This is a genomic window from Brevibacillus jepli (assembly GCF_047229145.1).
Lineage (GTDB): Bacteria > Bacillota > Bacilli > Brevibacillales > Brevibacillaceae > Brevibacillus.
This window is the reverse complement of the sequence record NZ_JBFEFW010000058.1, coordinates 1-11508: the sequence shown is the minus strand read 5'-3', so window position 1 is coordinate 11508 and position 11508 is coordinate 1. Positions and strand designations below refer to the sequence as shown.

Annotated in this window: 11 protein-coding genes; 6 read left to right on the top strand and 5 right to left on the bottom strand. The window is 51.5% G+C overall.

Annotated features, from left to right (window positions below):
* On the bottom strand, positions 1 to 316 hold a 316-nt coding region (locus AB1L17_RS30755; RefSeq protein ID WP_412848902.1), incomplete at its 3' end, for a hypothetical protein.
* 228 nt (positions 317 to 544) lie between these two features.
* Between AB1L17_RS30755 and AB1L17_RS30750 the strand changes: the two genes are divergently transcribed.
* From AB1L17_RS30750 to AB1L17_RS30740, 3 genes are all read left to right on the top strand, one after another.
* On the top strand, positions 545 to 721 hold the full coding sequence (locus AB1L17_RS30750; protein ID WP_412848735.1) for a hypothetical protein: 177 nt from the start codon (positions 545 to 547) through the stop codon (positions 719 to 721).
* A 52-nt stretch (positions 722 to 773) separates the two neighbouring features.
* Positions 774 to 1181 (top strand): hypothetical protein, encoded by a 408-nt coding sequence (locus AB1L17_RS30745; protein ID WP_412848736.1) that lies wholly within the window; start codon positions 774 to 776, stop codon positions 1179 to 1181.
* Positions 1182 to 1288: 107 nt separating this feature from the next.
* Entirely contained in the window at positions 1289 to 1723 is a 435-nt protein-coding gene (locus AB1L17_RS30740) for a hypothetical protein (RefSeq protein WP_412848737.1), read from the top strand.
* A 206-nt stretch (positions 1724 to 1929) separates the two neighbouring features.
* Here the strand turns inward: AB1L17_RS30740 and AB1L17_RS30735 are convergent, their stop codons facing one another.
* The 4 genes from AB1L17_RS30735 to AB1L17_RS30720 form a co-directional block, all read right to left on the bottom strand.
* Positions 1930 to 2628 carry an ATP-dependent DNA ligase gene (locus AB1L17_RS30735; RefSeq protein ID WP_412848738.1) on the bottom strand — a complete coding sequence of 233 codons (699 nt, stop codon included), beginning with the start codon at positions 2626 to 2628 and terminating at the stop codon, positions 1930 to 1932.
* 351 nt (positions 2629 to 2979) lie between these two features.
* A complete protein-coding gene (locus tag AB1L17_RS30730; RefSeq protein WP_274337643.1) occupies positions 2980 to 4317 on the bottom strand; it encodes an ABC transporter substrate-binding protein in 1338 nt (445 codons plus the stop codon).
* Between the two features lie 370 nt (positions 4318 to 4687).
* Positions 4688 to 5608: an ABC transporter permease gene (locus AB1L17_RS30725; protein ID WP_158223753.1), complete on the bottom strand. Its 921-nt coding sequence runs from the start codon at positions 5606 to 5608 to the stop codon at positions 4688 to 4690.
* Positions 5605 to 6528 (bottom strand): ABC transporter permease subunit, encoded by a 924-nt coding sequence (locus AB1L17_RS30720; protein ID WP_274337642.1) that lies wholly within the window; start codon positions 6526 to 6528, stop codon positions 5605 to 5607. The genes AB1L17_RS30725 and AB1L17_RS30720 overlap by 4 nt, the downstream gene beginning before the upstream one ends.
* Positions 6529 to 6727: 199 nt before the next feature.
* On the opposite strand from AB1L17_RS30720, the gene AB1L17_RS30715 reads away from it, so the two are divergent.
* From AB1L17_RS30715 to AB1L17_RS30705, 3 genes are all read left to right on the top strand, one after another.
* The gene (locus AB1L17_RS30715) at positions 6728 to 8047 is read left to right on the top strand and encodes an ABC transporter substrate-binding protein (protein ID WP_274360040.1); all 1320 of its coding nucleotides are present in this window, start codon (positions 6728 to 6730) and stop codon (positions 8045 to 8047) included.
* Positions 8048 to 8084: 37 nt separating this feature from the next.
* Entirely contained in the window at positions 8085 to 9434 is a 1350-nt protein-coding gene (locus tag AB1L17_RS30710; protein ID WP_274337661.1) for an ABC transporter substrate-binding protein, read from the top strand.
* A 267-nt stretch (positions 9435 to 9701) separates the two neighbouring features.
* Positions 9702 to 11180, top strand: coding sequence for an Lsa family ABC-F type ribosomal protection protein (locus AB1L17_RS30705; protein ID WP_205055311.1), 1479 nt, complete (start codon positions 9702 to 9704; stop codon positions 11178 to 11180).
* The last annotated feature ends 328 nt before the right edge of the window (positions 11181 to 11508 follow it).

Below are 11508 nucleotides of genomic sequence, written 5' to 3'. Positions count from 1 at the left end.
TAAGCGCAATTCTCGTACCGTTGTGTCTTACAGTTGGTATTTTTACGGTTAGAAAAAGCAATAGAGTACATAATCCCAAAAGATCATTATTCATCTTTTTCTGTGGGTCATTGAATATCATGATATCTGCAGTGATCTTGTTTAATTTAATTGTCAAATCGGTTTGAGCTACTACATTGAATTGATTAGTAAAGGGACAAGGGATGTAATGAACCAGATGCAAGACGACTGGAAGAACGGCAAGCCTCAAACTTCCGATACTGGTATCTCCCAATGAGAGGAATAGAGGAAATGCCATCTGCTCTTGATAAGACAAAGGAAGTTGTCCTTACTAGATTACTCAAAACGTCAAACGGGGAACAAAATGTTACTATCAAAGAACATATAAGAGAGAGCTACAGAGGTTTTGGCCTATTACTGACTTATACTCTACTCGATGAACTTCTTAATCAGGGTTTTGAGTGGGTTCATCAATCAAAATGTTCTACTATGTGGTGATCAGCTCACTTTTGCCCGACTATCGTATAGAAAGAAGGTAAAAATCATGGATGATCCAAGAGTTCTATTTGCATTTTTCGGTCTTATTGGTTTAGCTTTTGCTTTAGGCAGCGTGGTTAAATTAAGAAAGGGTAGATACATAGAATCATTATTAGTAGTTCTAATGGCTTTTTTTGTAGCTTTTTTTATACCAATGTTCGTACTTAAATTATTCAACAGTTAAATCTAAACAATCCCGACATTCACGACAGCATTAATTGAAAAGAGGGAACTTAATGTATCATATTTTAACAACAATACCTGTCTTTAATAACCCTTTGGACCATAAGACTTACATCAATGATGTCAGTCATTTAGAAAACATGCAAAATTTGGTGCGGAAATACGAAATCGAAACCGGAAGAGCTTTTCCTGAAGATCATAAATTGCATTTTTATCATGTGAATCATGTGATTGAATGGGAGAAAAAGATACTGGGTCTAGAAACTTTCTGGATAGCTCGCATGATGGCAGAAGAAAAAATACCGTTTGATCCAATTGATCGAATTGCTAAATTGCTTGTAACAGGTAGACCATCAAAAGTCCTTGTAATATTTCAAATCGTTAAAGAAGAAGATGTAAGTAAAATTAGAAATAAGTCTCTTAAATTTGCTCTACAATCAGATGCTATTTTTATTTCATAGGGGAACTTACAACATGTGTATTTTGACAACCATGGTGAGCAGCTACGAAGGAACATTTTGAGTAAGGAAATCTAAAACATACCTGAGTTCAACGAGGAGCATCTAAAATGGCAGAAGTCATGATTCAAAAGATAGTAGATGAATCTATCCATGAGGACATGCACAGGGCAGATCCTGGTTTGGGAAAATATCGCGTTGAAGTTCACCCTTTCCTACCTAATGTAGATCGGGATCTTCGAATCATTTTAATATCAAAAGGAATAGTGGGGATTCCATTTTTAGTTTCCCGAAAGGCAGTTATTGTGCCAAATGATGATTACATAATCACTAAAACTATCGCATATGAATTTCCAGATTTTGATTGGTATGATATTCAAATTGGTTCCCATCCAATCAAAGCGTCCCCCTATACAACAATACAAAAAATTAATCCGCGCGAACTAAGTTGCATTCGTTTTATAGACAAGAAACAGTTAAATAAGTGGCAAAAACCCATAAGGAAAGCAATTGGAAACTACATAATAGAGCAAACGAAACATTAATATAGAGGGTACATCTCTGGGTCATATTTCAGTGACCGCTCCCTTGAAACCTCCAGTGAAGAGGAATCTGTTTCGTCCCCATTTGATTAACCGACAATAAGCACATTAGTCGTTACCGTACTGCCTATAGGTAATTTCCGTTAGACAGCACCTTCTCCGGTTCTCCTTGATCAAACAAGAAATATCAAAAGCCCGCAATTAGCGGGCTAACAAGCTTTATGAAGAACAAAATCAACGAACACCGGCGTCCGAAGCATCCCGTTCTTTGTCCAGTTTCGAAATTTTACCGTCGCTCGCATGCGCGGTTCCAGATATACGAAATTTCTGTCCTCTCGTATTACAAGCTGGTCGCACACTCCGCGAAACGCTTGTTTATGGACAGGTGGCACCCCGCCCTTTTCGTCGATAATCCCTACCGTCCGCAAACATCCGTCTGTTCCCATAACGGAAACTATCCAACCAAACTTTCCTTTCCTGTACCCGCTTATAAAAACTTCGACATACTGGTAGTTGATCACCTTAATCCAGTCTGAAGATCTCTTCCCGACATACAAGCTATCCTTCCGCTTGCATACGATCCCTTCCAAGTTTTGCTGCTTTATAGCCTCAAACAACGCGATGCCTTCATTCTCAAGAAACTGAATCTTGTGAATCGCAGTTGTGTCTGGCAGCACTTCATTCAGCATCTCCTTGCGCTGAAGCAGGGGTAGCCCACGTAGGTCCTTACCGTTGAAATGGAGAATATCGAAAACCATATATCTTAAATTCAGCCGCTTTGCAGTAGAGGCGATTTTGTCAATACCATTGATTTGCGACCTACTCTGGATTAATTCGAAGTCAATCTGTCCGTCCTGATCGACGCAGTATACTTCGCCATCCAATATAACGTCAGACTCGACCGGCAACGTGTGCAGCTCAGGATATTGAATTGTGCATTCAGGGGTATTGCCAACAAAACGCGGAAAGCGTACGCTAAGAAACCTTGAAATTTATTAGCCTCAATCTATCCAAATGATTCCATCCAAAAGAAGCAAACCCTCCCTACTTTGCAAGGGCTAGGGGGATTACCAAGAATATAAAAGAGAAAAGAATCGGAAATAAGATCAACCTCAAATAGTCGGTGATTCCTTAAGTATAAGAAACGTTGGCTTTTTTATATAGAAAAATCCTTAGAGTATATTTTCGTCAAAATGTTGGATGGACCCCTAAAGGGAAAAAAAGGGGAGCCGTGGGGGCTCCCGCAAAGAATCCCGTTTCTATTGGTTTGCTCTAGCAAGCATTTTTTGCATTTCCGTCATGAATTCTTCCGAAGCGGAATCGATGGAGGCTGCGCCGAAGGCGATTTTCTCGCTCGTCAATTTCAGAAGCTTGATGAATTCGTTGTCATAAGGGAAGTGCTCGTATCCGTTGCCCGTCGAAATCTTCGTCGCGAGCGAGATGTAGTCGTACAGAATTTTGTCGATCGGAGTCGATTCCGCGGACAGCGCGTCGCGGATTTTCGCCGAAGGCGGAACGCCGCGGGTGCTGCCCAGGATAGCGGCCGCTTCCGGATCGTTGACCATGAAGTCCATGAACTTGGCGACTTCCTCCGGATATTTCGTTCCTTCATAGGAAGTAATGAATTGTCCGGACACCGGAGGGCTCATGCCGTTGCCGGCAGGACCGGCAGGGTTCGGCAGCAGGCCGAGCTGGTCTTCCGTCAAAGCTTGATAACCGAAAATTTGCGAAGCGGATGCGCCCTGGATGGCGACTTGCCCTTTCACGATCAACGATTTGTCGACGGCATCCGGCGGATTGGCGACTTGAACTTCCGCAGGTACGATCGCTCCGGCTTGGCGAAGCTCGTCCCACATCGAGAACCAGTTGACCACGTCCTGCTTGTCGAACTTGAGCTCGCCGCTGCGATATAGCTCTTTGCCGTGGGCGGCCAGGTAAGTGGTGAAGGACGCGTTGTCGCTGGACAGATCGTAAGAGCCGTAGAAGCCTTTGCCAAGCTTCTCGCTGATTTGCAGCGCGCTGTTCTTGAAGTCGTCGAACGTCCAGCTTTCGCCGTTCGGGACCGGAACGCCGGCTTTGTTGAACATCGTCGCGTTGAACAGCAAGGCTGTCTGGCTGACGCCCAGCGTGACGCCGTACAATTTGCCGTCCGCGGTCGCTTCGTTGATCAAGCTTTGATCGAAGTCTTCCAGGCGGATGGCATTGCCGACATACGGCTGCAAGTCGAGCAGCGCGTTGCGTCCGACGTACTCCATGATGTTGCCGCCCATCTGGATCAGATCCGGAGCGTTGCCCGCGGCGATCTGCGTGTTCAGCTTGTCGAAGTAGCCGTCCATGCCGGAATATTCGGCCGTGATTTTGATGTTCGGATTCTGTTTCTCGAACAGCTCGATGGCGGCAAGCGTTTTATCGTGTCTCTCTTGCGACCCCCACCATGCCATTCTGAGTTCAACGTTGCTCGGTTTCTCCGAAGCTTTGGCCGAAGCGCTGGGACTGGCTGCGCCAGAGCCCGACTTGGAGTCGTTCGCGTTGCCGCAAGCGGACAGCAGAAGCGCGCATGTCGCTAGCGCGGCGAACAAAGGTTTTTTGCGTAACATGGAATCGGACCTCCTTTTTTTAACCTGCATGTTCATCATAAGAACTATTCGGTCCCGCGAACATAAAGAAAAGTAAGGGGAACGTATAAAAATGTTAGGTGTTGCCGAAGACGCAGAAAGAAAAGGCGTCCCTTGGTCCGTTTCGGACGACGGAAGGGACGCCTCTGTTACTCCAATGTACTTTCTTATAGTGCGTGTTCAAAAAGTCGGCTTTTCAGGACCGAGAAGGTTGGATGAAGCTTAGGGATTGAGGAGCGGAGCGTAGGAAAACCTACGTGAGCACCGGAAAGCCCGGCTGAATTCAAGATTCGATGTCGAATTCCCTTCCTGCTCTACTTCGTCATCAAAAGCTGACTTTTTGAACATCCTCTTATAGATAAGAATGCTTGGCGTAGGTCCGCTTGTAGCGCTGCTCAAGTCCGTTGGAAACGAGCTGGAAGCCCATGATCAGCAGGACGTAGGAAGCCAGGGGAATGAACAGAATCCATTGATTCACGTACAGGAAGCCCCGGGCTTGTCCGATCAAACCGGCCCATTCGTTGGTGCGGCTATGATACTCGGGAGGGTCCATGTACATCGTCGTGCCGCCTACGAACAGGTTAAAGATCGCCAGCTGCCCGAACAGCGTCAGCACGAGCACGATTTCCTGCACGAGCAAAATGAGGAAGCTTTCCTTCAGGAACGGGAACAGATGAGAACGAACGATCGTCCAATGCCCGGCCCCGAGCGATTCGCTGGCAAGCACGTAAGGCCGGTCGCGCAGGACGAGCGTCTTATCCTTGATCGTCGACAGGACGGAAGGGACCCCGACCGCCGTCAGCACGATTCCGAGCAGCACGGAAAGCTGCAGCGGAGACAGGGAGGAATTGATCGAGATGCCGATCAGCAGCAGCCACGTGATCAGGAAGATCGGAATGCCGTTGAGCGCCTTCCAGGAGTCCCCCGCGGACCGCTTGTCCGCTTTGTTCCCTCCGAAATAGCCGAGCAGCATGCCGAGCAGACCGCCTGCGAATACGCGCGCCAAGGCGATGCCGAAGGACAGGAACAGCGTATATTTCGCGCCGTCCAGCAGCTTGGCCAGCAGGTCGTAGCCGTATTTGTCCGTGCCGAGCGGATATTCGCTGCCCGGAGCGGCAGGAGGAGCGACGACTGTTCCCTTGCCTTGATCGTCCACGATATATTCGACTTTTAATTGGTCTTGCAGATCGTGGGGCGACAAATATCCGCCGAACAGGGCGCCGAGCGTAATCAGGACGGTAATCGCCAGTCCGGCCAGCAAGCTCTTGTTCATCGGGCGATCACCTTCTCCCATCCCCATAGATACAGTCTGATCAGCGCGTATACGACGGCGTACAGAACAATTAATGTCATTAATCCATTAACGACCAGCGCGTATTGGTACCCGCCGAAGCCGAAAGCGTCGGAGAACAGGAACATTGTCACTCCATTGAGGTTGTACAAATATTCCACGACGAAAATGTTGCCCATGAGAATGCCGAGCAGCTTGTGCAGATCCGCCTTGAAGAAGGGAAGCACGTTGGGCAGGGCATGATGGAAGACGATGCGCATTCTGCTTAATCCGCTCGCTTTGGCGAAGCCGATGTAATCCTCGCTCAGCGTAAGCTTCATCTGCATCGCCACGTTCCGGATCATGTAGTTGGCCGGAATGATCGTGGCAGAGAGCAGCGGCAGCGCGATCGCGGGATCGTCCGTGGACAAGCTGGCGACCTGGAACACGACGGCTCCGGTTTTCGATGCGATGAAGACGACGGCGAATTGCAGCAGCATAATCATTACGAAGTCAGGCAGCGCGCCCAGCAGCTCGACGATCCGTTTCAGCCATTCGGCCTTGGAGAGGGCGAAGTAAACGCCGATTATCAGGCCAAGCGTCATGCCGAGCAGGCTTCCGGCGGAAATATAGAAGAACGACACTTTGAAGGAAGCGCCGATCCGCTCCCAGAAGGAGTATTCGTTTTTGCCGGAGACGAAGCGGAAGGAATCCCCCGATCCGAGTCCGCCTAAGTAGTCGCTTAAGGCGGCAAAGCTTTGCGACCAGTGCAGCCGAAGCGAGCCGCCGTCCCCGTCCAGCTGAAGCAGCAGCGGAAGAAGGGAGACGGAGAGTATGAACGCCAGCGCGATTGGAACGATCATCGAGGCTTTGACGAGCCTGAGCATGCTGAATTTCGCTTCCTTTCCATCATTCTGATCCATCTAGTATAGCTTCGGACAGAAAAGATGAGAAGCGGATTCCGCAAAATCCAGGCGCCGTTAACATGATACAAACGAGGCATTTCTTACATTAATCAACGGACTATTCCTCGATGCGCTGAATTTTCCGCACACTTGTAATAAAATGGCATCATTGCGCAGCTAAAACCGGGGGTGGATACCGTTGAGTAAGAGGCACGTGATGCTGATCGCCGCAACCGCTCTAGCGCTAATAGCCGGGGGATGCGCTTCGAAGCCGGACGGCGGAGGGGAATGGAAAACGTTCGAGCAGGACGAACAGGCGTCGTTAAAGGTGATGTACTGGGACGAGCAGTCGTTCCATGAGGATTACGGGAATCTGTTTAAAAGTTATTACCCGAACGTCGAATTCGAAGTGATCGGGCTTCCGGTCGGCTCGGATCCGTCGCTTACGGTTACCGAATTATACAACCGGCATATCGAAGAGAACCGCCCGGATATTCTATTTGTCGACAAGCACCGGTGGCTTGCGGAGGAAGGCAAGCTGTTGGAGCTGGACCCGATCATCAAGCGGCAGGAGTACGACTTGAGCGGCTACATGCCGGCCGTTCTCGCCAAGCTCCGGGAGGAGGGGGACGGCAAGCTGTATGGTCTGTCCCCGAATTTCAGAAGCTTCGGTCTCTATTACAACGCCGCCTTGTTCGAGAAATACGGGATAGAGCGGCCTCGCGATTCGATGACGTGGGAAGAAGTGTTCGAGCTGGCGAAGCGGTTCCCGGCTGACGGAGAAGGGAACGACAGGGTGTACGGGTTTACGTTGGACGGATTTTCGTCGCCGCTGACGGACATTGTGTACAGCCTGATGGCGCAAAACAGAAAAATTCTCAATGCGGACGGGACGGCGGTCGGGCTGGAAGGCGATTCCTGGAGGGGGATTTTCGAATCGATCGTCAGCGTCGTGCGATCCGGGTCCTTCTACTTGCCGACGCCGGAAGAGACCGCCAAGCGGACGAGATTCATAGAGGACGACCGATTCCTGATGGGGAGGTCGGCCATGACGTATCGGGATCATCTCTATCTTCGCCAACTGGAGAATGCCTCCGTCGACTGGGCGGTCGTCAGCGCTCCCGTCGATGCGCTTAATCGCACGCAGAGCAGCGCCTACGAGCCGGGTCCGGCATTCGTCATCAGCAGGCAGTCTGCCAATCCCCGCGCGGCGTGGGAATTCGTCAAGTACGCCAATTCCGGGGAGTTCGCCCAGATCAAGTCGAAATCGAGCTCCGACTTCCTGTTCAGCAGAACCGAATACATCCGTCCTCCGTCGGAGCGCGACGTGACGGGACTGTATACACTGGATCCTGTCGCGAATGCGAGCGACGAGTTCGCGGCGCTCGAACCGAGGCTTAAAGTCGACTTGGTGGAGTTGATCGCAAGCGAATTGACGGCCGCGGCGGAAGGCAGCAAGACGCTGGACGCGGCAATCGAAGCAATGCGCGAGGACGGCAATGTTTTGCTGGCGCAGATGAAGGCGGCGAGACCGTGAATGCTCGCGAGAAAAAACGGTCAAGGGGCTGTTCGACATGAACCATATAGGCCGGATAAAATCGGCGATTCTCGCATTTGCGCTAGTCGTCGCAGGCTGCGACGGCGGAAGCGCGCCAAGCGGTGAGTGGGCGCCGCTCGGCTCGGAGGAAGAAGCGGCGATAAGAATCGGCTATTGGAGCGAGAAGCAATTCAACGACGACTACGGATTGATGTTTCGGAGCAAGTATCCGAACGTGAGCTTCGAAGTAATCGGCTTGGACGACCTGTATTCCGACCCGACCCTGACCGCCGCTCAGGCGTATGCCAAGTATATCGAACGTCATCAGCCGGACGTCTTGTATCTCGGCAATACTTACCGAACGTTGGCCCAGGAAGGAATGCTGCTTGAACTGGACCCTTGGATCGAGAAGCACAAATTCGATCTGGACAGCTATTCGCCTGTGTCCCTCGCGCTTCTTCGCCAGGAAGGGGACGGTAAGCTGTACGGGCTAAGCCCGAATTTTTCTTCCTACGGAATTTTCTACAATGCAAAATTGTTCGAGAAGCACGGCGTCATGCTTCCTCATAACGCGATGACTTGGGAAGAGCTGTTCGAGCTGGCGAAGCGGTTTCCGACGGCCGGGGACGACGACAGCCGGCTCTACGGATTCACGATCGACGGCTACTCGTCTCCGCTGTTCGACATTCTGTACAGCCTTGCCGGCCAAAATAGAAAGCTGGTGGACGCCTCGAAGTCAAGGTTGACGGTTGACGGCGAGCAGTGGAGAAAGCCGTTCGAAGCAATCGTCGACGTATTCCGCTCCGGTTCGTTCCGCCATCCTTCGCCCGAAGAGCTGACCAGAACGATGAGGACGGCCGGGGACAATCGGTTTCTTGCCGGCCAGTCGGCGATGACTTACAGCCAGTCGTATTTGATTCGGGCGTTAAGCTCTTCGGCCCTCAATTGGGGCGTCGTCTCCGCGCCGGTAGACGGGCTCGACCGGTCGAAGAGCGGCTCGTATAGTCTGGACGGCGTGTTCGCCATCAGCAAGACCACCCGCAACGCGCGGGCGGCATGGGAATTCGTCCAATACGTCAATTCGGCCGATTTCGCCCAGGTGACGTCCAGAGCGGGCAGGGAAGTGCTGTACAGCCGTTCCGAATTCATACGGCCTCAGGAGGGCCGGGACATCTCCGGCTTGTACAGTCTTGAGCCTCTGCTCCACGCAGATGAATCGTTCGCTTCACTTCCGAATCCGGTTCAAGCGAAGCTTACGCTTGCGATCGTTAACGAGCTCATCGCGGTCATCGATCATTCCAAAACGCTGGACGAAGCGATCGAAGCGATGCTGGCGGAAGGGGAGGAGATACTGCTTCAAACGAATGCGGAGGAGAAGTCCGGTTGAAATGACTCTTTGATCGTGTTAGGATATACGTATTCTAATGTTGGGAGTGAATGGATCGAATGTGATTATTCTTGCGAACGGTAAAACAATATCGCTTCAAGCGATCGTCTGTTTTATTTTGTCGTGCAAGAAAATTGCATTCCTCTTTCGCTCAGACCGTATATCCTGATTCTGCCCGCTTGCGGGTCGGGTTAGCCGTATATCTATTTGAGTCGCGAGAATGTAATTTTCTTGCGGCTTATTTATTTGTGCGGAGGGATGTATTTTATGTCATTAATTAATGTGCAAAACCTTACGTTCGCCTATGACGGCAGCTACGATAACATTTTCGAAAACGCGAGCTTTCAGATCGATACCGATTGGAAGCTCGGATTCACGGGGAGGAACGGCAGAGGGAAGACGACGTTCCTCAACCTGCTGCTGGGCAAATACGAATATGAGGGAACGATTCACGCGAGCGTGGATTTCGAGTATTTTCCGTTCCCCGTGCGGAACAAAGAAAGCAATACGTTGGACGTCGTCGACGAAATATTGCCGGACTACGAGTATTGGCAATTGTCGCGCGAGCTGTCGCTGCTCAAGCTGTCGGACGACGTGCTGTACCGTCCGTTCGAATCGCTGTCCAACGGGGAACAGACGAAGGTGCTGCTGGCCGCGCTGTTTCTGAAGGAAAACAGCTTCCTGCTGATCGACGAACCGACGAACCATCTGGACTTGAACGCCAGACGAATCGTGAGCGACTACTTGAAGGCCAAGAAAGGCTTCATTCTCGTCTCGCACGACCGTGCCTTCCTCGACAACTGCGTGGATCACGTTCTGTCCATCAACAAGACGAATATCGAGATTCAGCGCGGCAATTTCTCCGACTGGTGGGACAATAAGCAGCGCCAGGACAACTTCGAGCAGGCCGAGAACGAGAAGCTGAAGAAGGACATCAAGCGTCTGAACGAAGCGGCCAAGCGGACGAGCAAGTGGTCGGACGAGGTGGAGAAGTCGAAAACCGGCATCCGGAACGCCGACTTCTTCGTGGACAGAGGCTATATCGGCCATAAGGCCGCGAAAATGATGAAGCGTTCCAAATCGATGGAGCGCAGGCAGCAAGAGGCGATCGACGAGAAGTCGAAGCTGCTTAAAAACGTCGAAAATGCGGAACAGCTGAAGCTTGCGCAGCTTGCTTACCATAAAAGCCGGCTTGTCGAGCTCGACCGGGTATCGATCCGCTACGGGGAGAGAACGGCGTGCGAGGACGTCGGCTTCACGGTCGAGCAAGGGGACAGAATCGCGCTAATGGGACCGAACGGTTCCGGCAAATCGAGCATTCTCAAGCTGATTTGCGGGGAAAAGCTTGAGTACGACGGTACGCTCAGGGTGGGAAGCCAGCTCAAAATTTCCTACGTCTCGCAGGACACGTCGTTTTTGCGCGGCAGCTTGACGGATTACGCGAGGAGCAGCGGCATCGACGAAAGCTTGTTCAAGTCCATTTTGCGCAAGCTCGACTTTGCCCGGGTTCAGTTCGAGAAGGACATGTCCGCCTACAGCGGCGGGCAGAAGAAGAAGGTGCTGATCGCGCGCAGCCTAAGCGAGCAGGCGCATCTGCACGTATGGGACGAACCGCTCAACTTCGTGGACGTCATCTCCCGCATGCAGATCGAAGAGCTGCTGTTGGAGCATTCGCCGACGCTTCTGTTCGTGGAGCACGACAGCGAGTTCTGCGACAATATCGCGACTAAGGTCGTGCGGCTGTAATAGGGGGATTGGCGGGGCTGCAACCGGATGGGATCGGGTTAGAGTGAGTCGAGGCGTGTGTTTAGGGCTGCAACCGGACTGGGTCGGGTTAGAGCGAGCGTCGGCGCATTTTTAGGGCTGCAACCGGATGGGATCGGGTTAGAGCGAGCAGCGGCGTGTGTTTAGGGCTGCAGCCGGACTGGGTCGGGTTAGAGCGAGCGTCGGCGCATTTTTAGGGCTGCAGCCGGATTGGGGCGGGTTAGAGCGAGCGTCGGCGTGTGTTTAGGGCTGCAGCCGGACTGGGTCGGGTTAGAGCGAGCGTCGGCGCATTTTTAGGGCTGCAGCCGGA

Excerpts from the sequence above, each read along its gene's own strand:
- AB1L17_RS30750 (WP_412848735.1), top strand. The coding sequence starts at position 545 with ATGGATGATCCAAGAGTTCTATTTGCATTTTTCGGTCTTATTGGTTTA.
- AB1L17_RS30745 (WP_412848736.1), top strand. The coding sequence starts at position 774 with ATGTATCATATTTTAACAACAATACCTGTCTTTAATAACCCTTTGGAC.
- AB1L17_RS30740 (WP_412848737.1), top strand. The coding sequence starts at position 1,289 with ATGGCAGAAGTCATGATTCAAAAGATAGTAGATGAATCTATCCATGAG.
- AB1L17_RS30730 (WP_274337643.1), bottom strand. The coding sequence starts at position 4,317 with ATGTTACGCAAAAAACCTTTGTTCGCCGCGCTAGCGACATGCGCGCTT.
- AB1L17_RS30725 (WP_158223753.1), bottom strand. The coding sequence starts at position 5,608 with ATGAACAAGAGCTTGCTGGCCGGACTGGCGATTACCGTCCTGATTACG.
- AB1L17_RS30720 (WP_274337642.1), bottom strand. The coding sequence starts at position 6,528 with ATGGATCAGAATGATGGAAAGGAAGCGAAATTCAGCATGCTCAGGCTC.
- AB1L17_RS30715 (WP_274360040.1), top strand. The coding sequence starts at position 6,728 with ATGCTGATCGCCGCAACCGCTCTAGCGCTAATAGCCGGGGGATGCGCT.
- AB1L17_RS30710 (WP_274337661.1), top strand. The coding sequence starts at position 8,085 with ATGAACCATATAGGCCGGATAAAATCGGCGATTCTCGCATTTGCGCTA.
- AB1L17_RS30705 (WP_205055311.1), top strand. The coding sequence starts at position 9,702 with ATGTCATTAATTAATGTGCAAAACCTTACGTTCGCCTATGACGGCAGC.